The sequence below is a fragment of the Microbulbifer guangxiensis genome, from assembly GCF_021729075.1.
GTDB lineage: Bacteria > Pseudomonadota > Gammaproteobacteria > Pseudomonadales > Cellvibrionaceae > Microbulbifer > Microbulbifer guangxiensis.
The window spans coordinates 1-15,909 of record NZ_JAJSAQ010000005.1; the positions used below are offsets into that span (position 1 = coordinate 1).

General features: G+C 57.9%; 20 protein-coding genes. All 20 read right to left on the minus strand.

What is annotated here, in order from left to right; translation table 11 throughout:
- Positions 1-205 precede the first annotated feature (205 nt).
- Positions 206-643, minus strand: coding sequence for a hypothetical protein (locus LVD12_RS11890; RefSeq protein ID WP_237067948.1), 438 nt, complete (start codon positions 641-643; stop codon positions 206-208).
- Positions 644-776: 133 nt separating this feature from the next.
- Positions 777-1,136, minus strand: coding sequence for a hypothetical protein (locus tag LVD12_RS11895; protein WP_237067949.1), 360 nt, complete (start codon positions 1,134-1,136; stop codon positions 777-779).
- A gap of 152 nt (positions 1,137-1,288) precedes the next feature.
- Entirely contained in the window at positions 1,289-1,834 is a 546-nt protein-coding gene (locus LVD12_RS11900; protein WP_237067950.1) for a PIN domain-containing protein, read from the minus strand.
- A gap of 93 nt (positions 1,835-1,927) precedes the next feature.
- Entirely contained in the window at positions 1,928-2,233 is a 306-nt protein-coding gene (locus LVD12_RS11905; RefSeq protein WP_237067951.1) for a hypothetical protein, read from the minus strand.
- 125 nt (positions 2,234-2,358) lie between these two features.
- A complete protein-coding gene (locus tag LVD12_RS11910) occupies positions 2,359-2,679 on the minus strand; it encodes a TonB family protein (protein WP_237067952.1) in 321 nt (106 codons plus the stop codon).
- Between the two features lie 225 nt (positions 2,680-2,904).
- Positions 2,905-3,066: a hypothetical protein gene (locus tag LVD12_RS11915; RefSeq protein WP_237067953.1), complete on the minus strand. Its 162-nt coding sequence runs from the start codon at positions 3,064-3,066 to the stop codon at positions 2,905-2,907.
- A 200-nt stretch (positions 3,067-3,266) separates the two neighbouring features.
- Positions 3,267-3,506: a hypothetical protein gene (locus LVD12_RS11920; RefSeq protein WP_237067954.1), complete on the minus strand. Its 240-nt coding sequence runs from the start codon at positions 3,504-3,506 to the stop codon at positions 3,267-3,269.
- A 139-nt stretch (positions 3,507-3,645) separates the two neighbouring features.
- A complete protein-coding gene (locus LVD12_RS11925; protein WP_237067955.1) occupies positions 3,646-3,960 on the minus strand; it encodes a hypothetical protein in 315 nt (104 codons plus the stop codon).
- A gap of 124 nt (positions 3,961-4,084) precedes the next feature.
- A complete protein-coding gene (locus tag LVD12_RS11930; protein WP_237067956.1) occupies positions 4,085-4,486 on the minus strand; it encodes a hypothetical protein in 402 nt (133 codons plus the stop codon).
- A gap of 40 nt (positions 4,487-4,526) precedes the next feature.
- On the minus strand, positions 4,527-5,990 hold the full coding sequence (gene ubiD, locus LVD12_RS11935; RefSeq protein ID WP_237067957.1) for a 4-hydroxy-3-polyprenylbenzoate decarboxylase: 1,464 nt from the start codon (positions 5,988-5,990) through the stop codon (positions 4,527-4,529).
- 154 nt (positions 5,991-6,144) lie between these two features.
- Positions 6,145-6,414, minus strand: a complete 270-nt coding sequence (gene rbp, locus LVD12_RS11940) for an RNA-binding regulator (protein WP_237067958.1) — start codon at positions 6,412-6,414, stop codon at positions 6,145-6,147.
- Positions 6,415-6,698: 284 nt separating this feature from the next.
- Positions 6,699-7,958 carry a transcription termination factor Rho gene (rho, locus tag LVD12_RS11945; protein WP_067084426.1) on the minus strand — a complete coding sequence of 420 codons (1,260 nt, stop codon included), beginning with the start codon at positions 7,956-7,958 and terminating at the stop codon, positions 6,699-6,701.
- Positions 7,959-8,335: 377 nt separating this feature from the next.
- Entirely contained in the window at positions 8,336-8,665 is a 330-nt protein-coding gene (trxA, locus tag LVD12_RS11950; protein WP_237067959.1) for a thioredoxin TrxA, read from the minus strand.
- 150 nt (positions 8,666-8,815) lie between these two features.
- A complete protein-coding gene (hemW, locus tag LVD12_RS11955; RefSeq protein ID WP_237067960.1) occupies positions 8,816-9,994 on the minus strand; it encodes a radical SAM family heme chaperone HemW in 1,179 nt (392 codons plus the stop codon).
- Positions 9,987-10,604: an RdgB/HAM1 family non-canonical purine NTP pyrophosphatase gene (gene rdgB / locus LVD12_RS11960; protein WP_237067961.1), complete on the minus strand. Its 618-nt coding sequence runs from the start codon at positions 10,602-10,604 to the stop codon at positions 9,987-9,989. The genes hemW and rdgB overlap by 8 nt, the downstream gene beginning before the upstream one ends.
- Positions 10,605-10,685: 81 nt before the next feature.
- Complete coding sequence (locus LVD12_RS11965) at positions 10,686-11,138, minus strand: DUF4426 domain-containing protein (protein ID WP_237067962.1); 453 nt, start codon at positions 11,136-11,138, stop codon at positions 10,686-10,688.
- A 74-nt stretch (positions 11,139-11,212) separates the two neighbouring features.
- Positions 11,213-11,803, minus strand: coding sequence for a methionine biosynthesis protein MetW (metW, locus tag LVD12_RS11970; RefSeq protein WP_237068194.1), 591 nt, complete (start codon positions 11,801-11,803; stop codon positions 11,213-11,215).
- Positions 11,803-13,005 (minus strand): homoserine O-succinyltransferase MetX, encoded by a 1,203-nt coding sequence (metX, locus tag LVD12_RS11975; RefSeq protein WP_237068195.1) that lies wholly within the window; start codon positions 13,003-13,005, stop codon positions 11,803-11,805. Before metX ends, metW begins: the two co-directional genes overlap by 1 nt.
- Before the next feature lie 142 nt (positions 13,006-13,147).
- Entirely contained in the window at positions 13,148-15,115 is a 1,968-nt protein-coding gene (locus LVD12_RS11980) for a dynamin family protein (RefSeq protein WP_237067963.1), read from the minus strand.
- A 119-nt stretch (positions 15,116-15,234) separates the two neighbouring features.
- Positions 15,235-15,843: a YggT family protein gene (locus tag LVD12_RS11985; RefSeq protein ID WP_237067964.1), complete on the minus strand. Its 609-nt coding sequence runs from the start codon at positions 15,841-15,843 to the stop codon at positions 15,235-15,237.
- Between the last annotated feature and the right edge of the window lie 66 nt (positions 15,844-15,909).

The window sequence follows — 15,909 nt, forward strand, 5'->3', positions numbered from 1 at the left end:
AATGAGGTAGAAATCGCTTCCATCCAACCTGTACCATAACTTGTGGTATTCGCGATCCATACGATCCATCTAACGCCGCCGGCAGGGGCAGCTTACCTTGGGCGCGTTTTGCGCAACAATGGGAGCGGAGCGACCTGCGCAAAAGGTGCACAAGGTAAGCTGTCCCGCGGAGGGCCATAGGCCCGGAGCAAACTGCCCGGCCTTGTTAAGTGTGGTCAGACATGGATCTGCACCACGTGAAATACGCCCTCGCCTTCTTCCCCACAAACATACTGCTTGAAAAGGCGACTAAGAACACACTAATCACAACCACAAGAACTAAAGCTTCATCTTTCGGCTTCAAATAGGCCATAAAAACTAGTGTCGAAAATACAGAAAAAAGCGAAAACACTCTATAAAAATGCTTATCAAGTGCCAAGTACAAAGCTGAAATCAAGAAGGTGGCAGGAATGGCAAGCTGCATCCACTCAGACCAGGATTCCGCATTGGCAACAACAAGGCTTCCCCACACTAGCGCAATGACAAATTGAGCGAACTCCCAGATCACTAATATTTTCGGTTTACGAACTAGCTCTTCCGAAACGTGAGTAGCCCAAGGGTAACTATCGCCACCTCTTGTAAAATTTCGGTATCGAATTTTCATGATCACTTAACGCCCAGCGCAGGCGCAGCCAGCGCGGAGCGCCTTTTGTGTTAATGTTTGAGCGCCAGCGAGTAACACAAAATGTGCGTAGCGTTGGCTGTCGCTCTGCCGCTGCTTGTTAGGCTGATGGACCTCAAGACTCCGTATAGTGGTGCATGATTTCCTCAGCCTTACGTTCTGAGATCACACCCAAAAGTACATTTGCGTCTACGTAAGAAAGAAAATACTGAATTTCCAAGGAAACCCCTTCTGGGTCTAGATCTCGGCTCATTTCATCTCTGACGATTTCTTCGATCTCTGAAATGATACTTTCTATTACCGATGCTTTTGACATACCTCGATTTTTAGCCGCATCTTTTGCAGCGCAAATTGCGACCTGGAGCACCTCGGCAGTATCTTTAGAGTTTTTTTCAATCACGCTGCCATAGCTATTATTCTCCATGGCAATGGTCATTTCTTCTAACCAATGTTTATTTTTTCTTGGCAACTTCATTGATTCTTACTTAAGCCTAACGCCGCCAGCAGGGGCAGCTTACCTTGTGCGCGTTTTGCGCAAAAATGGGAGCGCAGCGACCTGCGCAAAACGTGCACAAGGTAAGCTGTCCCGCGGAGGGCCGAAGGCCCGGAGCATCCTGCCTGGCTTTGTTAACACTGGTACTCTACGGACTCTCCGTTTAGCACCACCTTTTTCTCTTGAACGAGCTTATTTACCTGACCTTGAACCGCGATTTCATTGCCTTGTAGCTTCAAATGCGCCGCGATATGGTTTTTTAAAGATGATACTGTCTTTGGCCGCTTGTCTTTCGGAGACTTAGTAAGAGAGCTCAACAATTTTTGTGTGGAAGCTGCTACGGTAACCTGCTTGATGTGCTTACAAGTTCTACCGTTTGATTTCAAATGTGAAATCAAGGGCGCGAAGCCATTATCATTTGTGATGACTTCGAACGTTACATTCTTTTCGGCTTCACGATCGTACTTACCTAAGTAGTAAGCAAGATGAAAATCTAGATTGTTTGCCTGTGTGGCCTTTATTTGTACAACAATAAGGTTGATCGGGGAATCATACTTTGATGCGCCAAAATCTAGCTTTGGTTGCTTTGCGCCAAGAAACACGATGACTCTTTCATATTGTGAAAGATCTATTTTCTCCATGCCACCGACATTTTCATAGTCGATAAATGCCCACTTCATTGTGGAACTCCTTGTTGTGTTAACGCCCAAAGCAGCGGCGCGCGTTAGCGCGTCCAGCCCGCAGGGCGATGCTGCCTTTGTTTGTTATGTGATTTAGCACTCAGCCACCTTTAGTTTGTTGGCTGCAACTTTGAGCTGTTCTTTGGTGAGGCCGATGATAGTTTGAAAATCTTTATCGTCCAAACCAAATCCTAGATTGTGAGCATTTAGCGCATTGATAATGCCGCTAAGTTCTTGTGACGTAAGCATATTTGGTGAAACTTGTTGTATGACTGCGTAAAGTTTATTAGCCACTGCATTTTCAATAGGATTAACCACAACAATATCGCCAGCATCCTCTAGCTCTTTTATTGCCTTGACTAGAACCTCCTTAAGCACGGGTTCACTCATACGTTTCATTCACATAACGCCTGAATAAGGCGCGCCACGCGAGCGCGCACACTTTTGTGTTAATTTGCGAGCCCCGCGAGCAACACAAAAGTGAAGCAAAGCGTAAGGCGTCGTCCTTCATTCACTGGTTAGGCTCATTTTTGGATCTTGTAGGTAAACGTTTTTTCAAGCCCTTTAACCTGGCCCGAATATTGGTACTTTTTTAGCACTCCAATTGCCGCCTCTCCAAAGCCAGATTCCGGATACGACTCAAGCACACGATGGTTTAATGTACATCCATCACTATCCGTATCAAATCTCACTTTGGCATGCCCCTCAATTCCTCTTTTCAGTAGCTCTACTGGATAATTGAGGTCTTTTTTAAAATGGTAACAAACCCCATCCTCTTGGCAGTGAGGCGGATTAAGTATGCGCTTGGAACAAAAATCACTTTCTGTAGAGATAATCGATACCACGCTATCCGCGAAGACAAGCTGTGACAAGGTGCAGACGATTATCAAACATGGCAATTTCATTGATGAGCCTAACGCCCACAGCAGGGGCGGCTTACCTTATGCGCGTTTTGCGCGAAAATGGGAGCGAAGCGACCGCGCAACACGTGCATAAGGTAAGCCGTCCCGCGGAGGCCCGAAGGGCCGAAGCTTCACTGCCTGTGATTGTTAAGTTTTGGCCGCCCTGACTCACTTGATGGTTGCCAATATAGCCAAGACTACAAAGGACAAAACCACCAAGAGTATGGCGAGCATAGTAATTTGCATTGGAGAAATAGCCGTGAAGATGATTGCACAAAGCCAGGCTATTCCAATAACTAAAACTGATGCTCCGAATACCTTCTTATTCATATGAAATTTCCCTATTCACTTTTTCCGAGCAGTTGAACGAAAGCTTCTCAGGACACTAAGAAACTTAACGCCGCCGGCAGGGGCAGCTTACCTTGTGCGCGTTTTGCGCAATAATGGGAGCGCAGCGACCTGCGCAAAACGTGCACAAGGTAAGCTGTCCCGCGGAGGGCCGTAGGCCCGGAGCAAATTGCCCGGCCTTGTTAAGTGATGCGGGTCCACTTCTTGAAGTCAAAAACTGATCCTTCTGTGAGGACTTTTTCGACTGCCTTTTCAAACATTTCAGTGCATCCCTCGCTCGAAGATTCCCATGGGCCAACTAATTCCAGCTCTGCCACAATACCGCGAGCATCAACGGCTCGTCCTGCTTCAAGCTGACACTCTTCGAGAAGGTATTCAGCCATTGCCAAGTACGCTTGCTTTATAGTTATCAACTTTTCCATATTCGAGGTGTTCACTTAACGCCCGCGTAAGGCGCACCAAGCGGCGCGCCGCTTTTGTGTTTTAATTGTGAGCGCAGCGAGCAACACAAAAGCGAAGCAGAGCTTAAGGTGTCGCTCTTCACGCGCTTGTTATGCTTTGTTACTGGTCTATGGGCTTATCATTTGGCTTAACAGCATCCAAATCTGTCTCTGGAAGACTGTGGCCATCTTTGCAGTTACTTCCCTTACAATCTGTACATCCCCACCCACCGGGTACTTCAACCCCATCTTTATCTGCATCACAACAGGAGCCTTCCGTATCATAGCGACCCTTTTTCCCCTTATTTGGGCCTTCAGTTACGGTACACATCTTCCCAGTGTTGTCGGTGCCCGGTTTCGAATCAGCACAACCAACTATGCTTAACATCAATATACATATAAAAGCTGAGACAACATTTACTTTTTTGGGGTACATATCAATCTCCTCTTTGTGGTTAAAAAGCATAACAGTTTATTCTTATGCGTGGTCATATCTGACCACGTTCCTAGATCTAACCAAGAATATCCACATATGGCCACGGGTGGCCACATCTGGCTACTCACAACTCAAAAGTGGCGTCTACATCTTCACAGGCGTCAATCAGCCCTTCAACAATTCGATGATTGAGGCCGAGCGTAGCGACGAGTTCTCGCGTGGCGACCCATGCCCGGCCCTTTTGACTCCAGCGGGCACCAGCCTGTTTGAGCAGACGCTGCATCGCGTGTTCTTCTGCGCCAACGGAGAGAGCCACGGGCTCCGCCCGTTGGTAGGCCTGTAACCCTGCGTGTGAGACTCCCGGTGCGGGCTTTTCACGCTCGTCCACGATCAGTTCGACCGTGGTAAGCACTTTCTTTCCACACGGGGAGTTGCGGTAACGCACGGCGCACAGCCGTTTGCCAAAGCGCCGCTCGAAGCGGCGCGCGCCTTTGTGGCCAGGCCGCATGGTTTTGATCACTTGCATAGCCCCCTCCCTGGGTCAGTGATTGGGTTTTGCCTGCAGGTCAGAGACCCAGCTCGCTCCACATTTCGTCAACTTTTCTCACCACATCCGAATCCCGTTCGATAGGGCGGCCCCACTCACGGTCAGTTTCCCCCGGCCATTTGTTGGTGGCATCAAAGCCGATCTTGGAGCCGAGGCCGGAGACCGGTGAGGCAAAATCCAAATAGTCGATAGGCGTGTTTTCCACCATTACCGTGTCCCGCGCAGGATCCATGCGTGTGGTCATGGCCCAGATCACGTCCTTCCAGTCGCGGGTATTCACATCGTCGTCAGTGACAATCACGAACTTGGTGTACATGAACTGGCGCAGGAAGGACCAGACCCCCATCATCACCCGCTTGGCATGGCCCGGATATTGTTTCTTCATGCTGACGACCGCCAGGCGGTACGAGCAGCCCTCGGGGGGCAGATAGAAGTCGACGATCTCCGGAAACTGTTTTTTCAGGATCGGTACGAATACCTCGTTCAGGGCCTCGCCGAGCACGGCGGGCTCATCAGGTGGGCGGCCGGTATAGGTGCTGTGGTAGATGGGGTCTTTACGATGCGTGATCTTCTCCACGGTGAACACTGGGAAGCGGTCTACCTCGTTGTAGTAGCCGGTATGGTCGCCGTAGGGGCCTTCGTCGGCCATGTCGTCCGGGTGGATAAAGCCCTCGAGGACATATTCTGCGCTCGCTGGCACTTGCAGGTCGCTCAGCGTGGCTTCCGCCACTTCGGTTTTGTCGCCCCGGAGCAGGCCGGCAAAAGCATATTCTGACAAGGTGTCCGGCACCGGTGTAACCGCACCGAGGATCGTCGCCGGATCGGCGCCCAGTGCCACGGCGACCGGGTAAGGCTTGCCGGGATTGCGCTGGCACCACTCGCGGAAATCCAGGGCACCGCCACGGTGGGATAGCCAGCGCATGATCAGGCGATTCCGTCCAATCAGCTGCATGCGGTAGATGCCGAGATTCTGGCGCTTCTTCTCCGGCCCACGGGTAATGACCAGGGGCCAGGTGACCAGCGGTGCGGCGTCGCCGGGCCAGCAGGTCTGTATCGGCAGCCGGTTGAGGTCCACCTGCTCACCGGTCAGTTCGACCTGCTGGCAGGGGGCCTTTTTCACCACTTTCGGGCCCATGTTCAGGACCTGCTTGAACACCGGCAGCTTCTCCCAGGCATCCTTCAGGCTTTCCGGAGGCTGCGGCTCCTTGAGGAAGGCCAGCAGCTCACCCACCTCGCGCAACTCGGAGACGGATTCCCGCCCCATCCCCAGGGCGACCCGCTCCGGGGTTCCGAACAGGTTGGCGAGTACCGGGGTGTCGAAGCCGACAGGATTCTCGAACAGCAGTGCCGGTCCGCCGGCACGCAGTACCCGATCGGCGATTTCTGTCATCTCGAGGTTGGGGTCAACCGGGTGTTGGATACGCTTCAGCAGGCTGCGTTTTTCCAGCAGCTTGATAAAGTCGCGCAGGTCTTTGTATTTCATCTTGCTCCTGACCGCAGAAATGCGTTCTGCGCAGTGTAAATGAGTCAGGACAAAATGGGGAATGGCAGCCCGGGATAGCGGGTTGCGGAGGAGAGAGGGTTGAGGGACCCGCAGCGGATGCTGCGGGCCACCGAACGCTTAAGCTGGAATCAGCTTAGAAGCGCGGACGACGCGGACGGTCTTCACGCGGCTTGGCTTCGTTAACACGAATGTTACGGCCAGACATCGGCTGATCATTCATTTCTTCGATCGCCTTGCGCGCTTCATCGTCGTTCGGCATTTCAACGAAACCGAAACCTTTAGAGCGGCCAGTCTCCCGGTCGGTGATAACAGTCGCGCGAGAGATTTCTCCGAAGGCACCAAATGCTTCCTGCAGGTCGTCAGAGGTTACCGCGTAGGCCAGATTTCCAATATAGATATTCACAAAAAGTTCTCACTAGATATGTGGGCTGTCGTGCAGTCACAAATGGATAACCAGCTCCACCAGATCATCCATCTGAGATTGGCCTGAGGTGTGCGGGTCGCGGTGCGACAGGCACTGGCCAATTCGGTCGGGCGTCGTTCGTTCGGTACACTTCCAGCGCCACAATGTGGGCCTTTATATGCCTAACGGCTCGCCTTTTCAATCAATTTCTGTGCAAATAATCGCCGATTTCTTCGCCAATTGCCAATCAGGCACCGGCTGCGGTGCCTTATCGTGATTGGGAATTATTTCCGTTTCATGGACAGGAAGAACTCGTCGTTGGTCTTGAAGTCCTTCAGGCGGTCGATCAGGAACTCGGTGGCCGCCAGGTCATCCATGTCGTGCAGCAGCTTGCGCAGGATCCACACCCGCTGCAGCTCGCCTTCCGGCATCAGCAGTTCCTCGCGGCGGGTACCGGAGCGGCGCACGTTGATGGCCGGGTAGACACGCTTCTCGGCGATCTTGCGGTCCAGCTGCAGCTCCATGTTACCGGTGCCCTTGAACTCCTCGAAGATCACCTCGTCCATCTTGGAGCCGGTGTCCACCAGCGCGGTGGCGATGATGGAGAGGCTGCCGCCTTCCTCGATGTTACGGGCCGCACCAAAGAAGCGCTTCGGGCGCTCCAGGGCATGGGCATCCACACCACCGGTCAGCACCTTGCCGGAGGACGGCACCGTGGTGTTGTAGGCGCGGGCCAGGCGGGTGATGGAATCCAGCAGGATCACCACGTCCTTCTTGTGCTCCACCAGGCGCTTGGCCTTCTCGATCACCATCTCGGCCACCTGCACGTGACGGGCCGGCGGCTCGTCGAAGGTGGAGGCGACCACTTCGCCGCGCACCGAGCGCTGCATCTCGGTCACTTCTTCCGGGCGCTCGTCGATCAGCAGGACGATCAGGTGGCACTCGGGGTTGTTGCGGGTAATGGCCTGGGCCATGTTCTGCAACATGATGGTCTTACCGGCCTTGGGCGGTGCGACGATCAGCCCCCGCTGTCCCTTACCGATGGGCGCCACCAGGTCGATGATACGGCCGATCAGGTCCTCGGAGGATCCGTTGCCACATTCAAGCGTCAGGCGGTTGTTCGGGAAGAGCGGGGTGAGGTTTTCGAAGAGGATCTTGTTGCGGGCGTTTTCCGGCTTGTCGAAGTTGATCTCGCTGACCTTCAGCAGTGCGAAGTAGCGCTCACCCTCTTTCGGGGGGCGGATCTTGCCGGCAATGGAGTCGCCCGTGCGCAGGTTGAAGCGACGGATCTGACTCGGGGAAACGTAGATATCATCCGGGCCCGCCAGGTAAGAAGAGTCGGCGGAGCGCAAAAAACCAAACCCGTCCTGCAGGATCTCCAGTACACCCTCACCGTAGATGTCCTCACCGCTCTTCGCGTGGCGCTTGAGGATATTGAAGATGATGTCCTGCTTGCGCGAGCGGGCCAGGTTTTCCAGGCCCATGCCCTTGGCGATTTCAATCAGTTCTTCGATCGGTTTGGTTTTTAATTCGGAGAGATTCATACCAATTGCTTTATTAAGGTTTCTGTTTGCATTTGGCGCGGACGCGCCGGAATTGTTCGGGGAGGGGTTTGAAGTTCGAAATTGCTCAACTTTGCCCATGGACGGAGCGCCCTTTCATGCCTGTCCGGAATCGCGATAGCTCAGGGGAACTCATGAAACTGCCTAAACTGGCCGGTCGGCCGCGCAGTTACGTTCTGGATAAGTTCAACTCGAGGAGTTAACGCGCCGGGGATGGTCTACGACCGTGCGGAGGGGCGACTTCGTTCAGCTCGGCCAGGAATCGTTCTCGACTCGTCTGAGTGGTTTCAGATTATTAGCCAGTATAACGGCAGTTCGCCATCCTGCAAGAGAAAATGCCCCGCAGGATGGCGCCGGGCTTACAGCTGGCTGTCGATGAATTCAGTCAGCTGGGCGCGGGACAGGGCACCCACCTTTGTGCCTTCCACGTTGCCGCCCTTGAACAGCAGCAGGGTGGGGATACCGCGGACATTGTACTTGGCCGGGGACTCCTTGTTGGCATCCACATCGACCTTGACGATCTTCAGCTTCTCGCCGTAGTGGCCAGCCAGGTCTTCCAGGACCGGAGCAATCATCTTGCACGGGCCGCACCACTGTGCCCAGAAATCCACCAGTACCGGGCCGTCAGCCTTCAGTACCTCGGCCTCGAAGTCGGCGTCAGTCACGTTGACGATTGCGTGCTCGCTCATATCACTTTCCTGTTTTCTTGGTTACTTGGTGCGGTCAGCCCCGCGGGCAGGTCGGCACATGATAAGTAGAGCCCCCACCCGTCGCAAGGCGCCGGTTGCCCTGTAGGTGGGGCCGGGAGACGGGCTTTCAAGGTCGCCGGCCCCCGCCACTCAGGGTTGCTCGAGAAATCGCTGCAATATCTCGTCAAGATAGTCGAAGCCGAAAGCGGAGGCCGCGATGCGCTCGTCCAGAGGCTCCACCAGTTCCAGCTGTTCCAGTACCCCCCACTGCCTGGCCAGGGACGACAGCGGCAGGCCAGTGTGGCGTGAGAATACGTCCACCGGTACGCCGCGGACCAGTCGCAGGGCATTCATGAGGAATTCCAGCGGCAGCTCCTCGCGGGCCACCGGCTCGACCGGCGGTGCAGTCAGCAGCCCGCCTTCACCGGCAGCAAGGTAATGGCGCGGCGTGCGGGTGCGGCGGGTACGGAGCACCTGTCCCTCACCGGGCAGGGTGACCTTGCCGTGAGCCCCGGCCCCGATGCCGAGATAGTCGCCGAAGGACCAGTAGTTGATGTTGTGGCGCGCCTCCCGCCCGGCCTGCCCGTAGGCGGACACCTCATAGCGCTGGTAACCGTGGCGGGCCAGATAGTCTCGCCCCGCCCCCTGCATGGAGACGATATGAGCGGGTCCGGGCACCACGGGCGGGGCGCTGTAGAAGGCGGTATTGGGCTCGATGGTGAGCTGGTACCAGGAGATGTGCTCCGGGCCCAGGGTCACCGCGCGCTGCAGGTCCTCCAACGCCTCCTCTTCCGTCTGCTGCGGCAGGCCGTGCATCAGGTCCAGGTTGATATTGTCGAAACCGGCTCGCCGGGCCATGTCCAACGCCCCGGCGGCTTCATCACCGGAGTGAATCCGCCCCAGGTTGTCGAGCTGCTGCGCATCGAAGCTCTGCACCCCGATGGAAAGCCGGTTGACCCCGGCAGCGCGGTAGCCGGCAAATTTCTGCTGCTCAAAGGTGCCCGGGTTGGCCTCGAGGGTGATTTCGATGTCCGGCGCAAAGCCCACCAGCTCGTCCGCCGCCTGCAGGATTGCACCGATGGCACTGGCGGAGAACAGGCTCGGGGTGCCGCCACCAAAGAAGATCGACGTCAGCCGGCGCCCCTGCGCCCAGGCCCGCTGGCTCTGCAGGTCGCGCCGCAACTGGGCAACGTATTCCGCCTCGGGCAGGGTTTCCCCGGCCGCATGGGAATTGAAGTCGCAGTAGGGGCATTTGCGCACACACCAGGGAATGTGCACGTAGAGGCTCAGGGGCGGCAGTGCCAGCCCCGTGCTGTTGCTGTCAGCCAAGGGCGCCCTCGCTCCCCATAGATTCCTGCCAGAGGTCCCGGAAGTGTTCCACCGCCTGGCCGCGATGGCTGATGCGGTTTTTCACTTCCCGGGACAGCTGGGCCGAGGTCTTGCCCTCGGACTCGACAAAAAACAGCGGATCGTAGCCGAAACCGCCCTCCCCGGCCGGCTCGCGCAATATGCGACCGCGCCAGCGGGCACTGCAGACCAGTGGCACCGGGTCATCGTGGCGACGCACGAAGGCCAGCGCACAGTGAAAGCTGGCCCCGCGCCGCCCATCGGGAGTATCCGCCAGCGCCTCGAGGAGTTTGCGGTTGTTCTCCGCGTCCGTGGCCCCGGTGCCGGCATAACGTGCGGAGTAAATCCCCGGCGCACCGTGCAGGGCGTCCACTGCCAGCCCGGAGTCATCCGCCAGCGCCGGCAGCCCGCTCAGGCGGCTGGCGTGACGCGCCTTGATGAGGGCATTTTCGATAAAGCTGAGGCCGGTCTCGTCGGCATCCGGGATGTCGAAGTCCGACTGCGGCACCACCTCGATCTGCCAGCTGGCGAACAGCTGGGAGAACTCCCGTAATTTGCCGGCGTTACCGCTGGCGAGCACGATTTTTTCCAAACTCTTCTCCCCACTCGGCCCCTTTCAGGCCACAAACAAAAAACGAGCGCGGAGCGCTCGCTTTCATCGCCAAGGGCAGGCTTACAATTTGTCGAGCTGACGGCGGAATGTCAGTTGCTCGGTGCGGCCATTTGGCAGCTTGACGTCGACCTTGAAGGTGAGCACCTCCTCATCCTCAAACCGCAACGGCGCCAGATAATACACCGCCGGCCCCTCGCGGATCTCCATAAACTCAAGCGGCCGCGATTGCTGGATCAGGTTTGTCGCAGAGCCACCCACTTCACTGGCGAGGCCGTGCTTGCCGGCCTCTTTCTCCACTACCGATACGTTCACATAGGCCCGGTCATCGGCCCGCACCAGTTTGTACTGCTGCGCAATTTCCGGCTTGATGAAGCTGCTGTTGAACACCGAGTAGATGACCCGGTAATCGCCAAAATCTTCATGGCTCTTGATGATCTTGGCTTCCTGCGCGGCAGCACTGACCGCCCACAGAAGCAATGTGGCCGCGGCCACAGCTGTCCAAATGCGTTTCACGGTGTCACCTCCTGTTGTTGTGGATTCCCTCACCCGGGGGCCGTCGGACGCCGTGGCGCCCGTATTCCTTCAGTTTAGCGAGTGAGATGGTAGATCGCCGTCTCACCAAAAAGATTGGGTAAAAAATCCTTCATCGCCACGCCAATGGCGGTTTCCGAGACGACCTGACGGTGCAGGATAGTCCAGCCGCGCTCCCGGCAGAGCAGGTCAAAGTCTCTGAAAGTACAAAAGTGAATATTGGGCGTGTCGTACCACTCGTATGGTAATAAATCGGAAACCGGCATCCGGCCCGAAACGGCCAGGTGCCATCGCGCCCGCCACTGACCAAAATTGGGGAAGGTGATGATGCATTCGCGCCCGACCCGCAGCATCTCCTGCACCACCAGGTGCGGCTGGCGCAGGGTCTGCAGTGCCTGGGTCATCACCACTGTATCGAAACTGTCGTCGGCAAAGTTGCCCAGGCCCGCATCCAGGTTCTGCTCGACGACATTGACCCCGCGGGCGACACAGCGCTCGATCTGTTCCGGGTCGATTTCCAGGCCGTACCCGCTGACCTGCTTGTTGCGCCCGAGCTGCTCGAGCAGCATGCCGTCGCCACAGCCCAGGTCGAGCACCCGGCTCTTCGGCGAGATCCAGTTCTGGATTACATCCAGGTCGACCCGCATCACGGCGCCACCCCCGCTGTGCACTCGGCAGCCACCCGTTTCATATAGGCATCGAACACACGACGGTAGCGATTGTTCGGCAACAGGAAGGCATCGTGGCCCATGGAGGACTCGATCTCTGCATAGGACACCGGCAGGTTCGCATGCATCAGCGCATCGGCGATCTCCCGCGAGCGCTCCGGTGCAAAGCGCCAGTCGGAAGTAAAGGAGATCAGCATAAAGCGGCAGCAGGCGTGAGAGAAAGCGGCCACCGGGTCGTCGCCGTATTCCCGCGCCAGATCGAAGTAGTCCAGCGCCCGCGTCATGAGGATGTAGGTATTGGGGTCGAAACTGCCGGAGAAACTGTCACCTTGGTGGCGCAGGTAGCTCTGAACCTGGAATTCCACTTCTTCCTCGACACCGCGCTCGAATGTTCCTGAGCGCAGCTCGCGGCCAAATTTCTTGCCCAGTCCATCGTCGGACAGGTAGGTGATGTGGCCGATCATCCGGGCCACCGCCAGCCCCCGGCGGGGCAGCCTGCCCTTGTCCAGATAGCGACCATCACAGAAATCCGGATCCGAGGTTATGGCCTGGCGGGCGGTTTCATTGAAAGCGATGTTCTGGGCCGACAATTTCATTGCCGAGGCGATGACCACGCAGTGACGCAAACGGTCGGGGTACTCCAGAGACCAGCGCATGGCCTGCATGCCACCGAGACTGCCGCCGATCACCGCCGCCCACTGCTCGATACCGAGCAAGTCGGCGAGGCGCGCCTGGCTGTGCACCCAGTCGCGCACCCGCAACCTGGGAAAATCGGGGCCCCAGGGGCCGCCGGTGTCCGGATTGATCGAAGCCGGACCGGTGGAGCCATGGCATCCACCGAGATTATTGAGAGAGACGACAAAAAAGCGGTCGGTATCGATCGGCTTGCCCGGCCCGATATAGTTGTCCCACCAGCCCGGGCGCTTGTCATCCTCACTGTGATAACCGGCCGCATGGTGGTGTCCCGACAACGCGTGGCAGATCAGCACCGCGTTGCTGCGGTCCGCATTCAGGGAACCGTAGGTCTCGTACACCAGGGTGTACTCATTGAGCGTGCGCCCACAGGCGAGCTCCAGCGGTTCGCGAAAGGTGTGCTGCCGGGGCACGACGATGCCGACGGAGCCGTGCTCTCGGCTGACGTCAGGTTGTCCGGCAGGGACTGAAAGTTTTTCCGTGGACAAGGTAATACCGGCTTCCGGTGCAGACACAGTTATTTGCTGGGAGACCGGCAAGTTTACGGGAGCGCCGCGACCAAAGACAAATGGCAGCGGCACAGGAGAAGTAAGAAGAATATTTCGTTGGCGGCCCCGGCACGGGGCCGGCTCAACCGGCCACCGGAGCCTTCAGCGGCGTCACGTTGTCCCGTCGCGGTGCGGGAGCCATTGGCTGTGGCGCCGGGGCATTGCGCTTCAGCAACTCCTCCAGTGAGGCGAGCGCACTGTCATTGCGCAGGATTTCCTCCTCCAGCGCGCGCAGATCGGTGCGCTTGCTCTGGGTTTTCTGCTTCAGCTCCGTGAGCTTGATCAGGTGCCGGTTCAGCAGGTGCTTCTGGTACTGCACGTGCTGCTTCAGCGGCTCGAGGGCCTGCTCCAGCCAACCGTCGGCCGCCGAGATCAGCTGGCTGTAAAGCCGCCCCACTTCGCTGGCCAGGGTGGCCATGAAGCGCTCGGTCAGGCGATTGCGCCGCGCCAGTAACAGTTGCGGCGAGCGCCGCAGCTGGGCCGCCTGGCGGTGCAGGCCGCGCAGGCTGAGCCGGAAAGTGGAGATGCTGAAATGCTGTTCACTGGAATCCAGGTTCCGCAACGACGAGCGCTCGAAGATGGCATCCACCAACCGGTTGGCCGAGTCCACTTCCCGCTCCATATTGGCGAGCTGGTGATCCACCCCCTCCATAAAGGCATCGATGGCACGGGCCAGGCCCAGCGGCGTCCAGCGTTCGTTGAGGGCGCGGCTGGTGTCGTCGATCAGGGTCTGTAGCTGCTGGCTGGATACCGGGGCCAGCAGGGATGCCCGCTGGCGAGCCAGCATGCGGTGGCTGGATTTCAGCGTCAGCAATTCCTGGTGGCAGATCTTGTGCTGTTGTTTGACAGTCTGCTGCAGCTGGGCCAGCTCGTCGAGCTGTTCCGTGCTGGTGCCGGCGCGGCGCTGCAGGTGCTCCAGCGCCGCCTGTCCGCTGTTGAGGCGGCGCTTGAGCAGGTCGCGGGTATCCGCCATCAACGTCAGCGCCTGGTGCAGGCAGCGGTGCTCGGCCACTTTTTGCCGGTGCTCCATCAGCCGCTGCACCAGCAGTTTCTCGAATTCGGCAAAATGGCTCTGCTCCAGCAGCGCCTGGTCCTGCTGCTGGCGGGCGAGCAGCGCTTTCTTCGCGGACACGCCCACCACACTTTCCTGCGGCAACTCCAGCAGTTTGCTCACCTGGGCGCGCATGCGCCGCAGCAGCAGTTCCGGATCCTCATCGGGATCGTCCCACATGGCGTCGATCTTGTTGAGCAGCGCCATGACGGCGGTACCACGGTGCTGACGCAGGGGCACCAGATGGGTTTCCCACATATTCAGGTCGGTACCACTGACACCGGCATCCGCCGCCAACAGGAAGGCAACGGCCTGGGCCCCCGGCAGGGTGCTGAGGGTCAGTTCCGGCTCGTTGCCCAGGGCGTTGAGCCCGGGGGTATCGATGATGCGCAGCCCCTGCGCCAGCAGCGGGTGCGGCAGGCAGATCAGCGCATAGCGCCACACCGGGATTTCCACCAGCGAGCCCTTGCTGTCCAGATGGCGGCGATCGAAGCCCAGCCGCGCGGCTTCCTCCGGCGCCACGGACTTGCTGGCAGCGACTTTCATCAAGGCCTCGCGGGTGGCCTCGGCATCGTTGGCGTCAAACTCGTGATTAACCCACTTCTGCGGGATACGCCGGAAACTTTCCAGGCTGGTGTTGGTGGCGAGGGTTTCGATCGGCAGTAACCGCAGGCTGGCCTGCGCCCCACCGTCGCTGAAGATCTCTGTCGGACACATGGTGGTCCGCCCCGGACGGGACGGCAGCAGGCGCTTGCCGTACGTGTGCGACAGCAGTGCATTGATCAGCTCGGTCTTGCCGCGGGAGAACTCCCCGACCAGGGCCAGGGTGAACTGGTCCTCCGCCAGCAGGGAACGGGCCTGCTGCACCACCTGCCGGGCGCCGGCAGAGTTGGGGAAGTGCTGGGTCAGCCACTGGTTGAAGGCGGCGAACTGGCTGTCCAGGCCTTTTTTCCAGCGGTCATAATCGGCGATGTGCTGGCGCAAGAGGGCGTCTTCCATGTAATTCTATTCTTGTTGTACTGCTTACTTGACGGAACCGGCTATTTTGGGTGAACGGCAGCCAGAAGAGAAGCGCCGGGCCAGCGGAATTGCGACCCGGTTTGCGGATCGGGCGCCGATCAGAACCCGGGAATCCGCCAGAAAAGCCCGTAGACGAACGGGGGCATATTGGCCATCTGGGCGAATCCCACCAGCAACTTGTCGGCAACCGTCAGCAGGATAAAGACGAAGATCGGGCTGATATCGATCACCCCCAGCGGCGGAATCAGCCGGCGCACCGGTGCGCAGAATGGCTCCAGCAGCTGGCGCAACAGCATCAGCGCCGGGTGGCCGCTCTGCGGGGCAATCCAGCTGAAGATGATGGAAATCAGCATGCCGACGAAAACGATGGCAATGATGGTGCTGATGCACCCCAGCAGGGACCATAGCAGAGCGCTCAGCGGGTTGAGCAAGCCCCCTCCGGCCAGCAGGCCACAGGCCAGGATCATCACCCACCCCACCAGGATGGCCAGCACCAATGAGGCCATGTCGAGGCCGAACAGGCCCGGAATCACCTTGCGCAGCGGCAACAACAGCGGATTGGTGACTTTGACGATGCCCTGGGAAATCGGGTTGTAGAAGTCGGCCCGCGCCAGCTGCAGCAGGAAGCGCATCAGCACGGCAAAGAGATAGAGGATGCCAATAGTGGCGACAAGAAACACGCCGATATTGGTGAATGTGTTGGCCATCTAGATTCCCTGCACAGTTCTCGCGATTGGTATTCGGCGCCCGCCAGTGCCAGCGCCATTTATTCT

Coding starts and splice junctions, on each gene's coding strand:
- LVD12_RS11890 (WP_237067948.1), bottom strand. CDS start 643: ATGAAAATTCGATACCGAAATTTTACAAGAGGTGGCGATAGTTACCCT.
- LVD12_RS11895 (WP_237067949.1), bottom strand. CDS start 1,136: ATGAAGTTGCCAAGAAAAAATAAACATTGGTTAGAAGAAATGACCATT.
- LVD12_RS11900 (WP_237067950.1), bottom strand. CDS start 1,834: ATGAAGTGGGCATTTATCGACTATGAAAATGTCGGTGGCATGGAGAAA.
- LVD12_RS11905 (WP_237067951.1), bottom strand. CDS start 2,233: ATGAAACGTATGAGTGAACCCGTGCTTAAGGAGGTTCTAGTCAAGGCA.
- LVD12_RS11915 (WP_237067953.1), bottom strand. CDS start 3,066: ATGAATAAGAAGGTATTCGGAGCATCAGTTTTAGTTATTGGAATAGCC.
- LVD12_RS11920 (WP_237067954.1), bottom strand. CDS start 3,506: ATGGAAAAGTTGATAACTATAAAGCAAGCGTACTTGGCAATGGCTGAA.
- LVD12_RS11925 (WP_237067955.1), bottom strand. CDS start 3,960: ATGTACCCCAAAAAAGTAAATGTTGTCTCAGCTTTTATATGTATATTG.
- LVD12_RS11930 (WP_237067956.1), bottom strand. CDS start 4,486: ATGCAAGTGATCAAAACCATGCGGCCTGGCCACAAAGGCGCGCGCCGC.
- ubiD (WP_237067957.1), bottom strand. CDS start 5,990: ATGAAATACAAAGACCTGCGCGACTTTATCAAGCTGCTGGAAAAACGC.
- rho (WP_067084426.1), bottom strand. CDS start 7,958: ATGAATCTCTCCGAATTAAAAACCAAACCGATCGAAGAACTGATTGAA.
- trxA (WP_237067959.1), bottom strand. CDS start 8,665: ATGAGCGAGCACGCAATCGTCAACGTGACTGACGCCGACTTCGAGGCC.
- metW (WP_237068194.1), bottom strand. CDS start 11,803: ATGCGGGTCGACCTGGATGTAATCCAGAACTGGATCTCGCCGAAGAGC.
- LVD12_RS11980 (WP_237067963.1), bottom strand. CDS start 15,115: ATGGAAGACGCCCTCTTGCGCCAGCACATCGCCGATTATGACCGCTGG.
- LVD12_RS11985 (WP_237067964.1), bottom strand. CDS start 15,843: ATGGCCAACACATTCACCAATATCGGCGTGTTTCTTGTCGCCACTATT.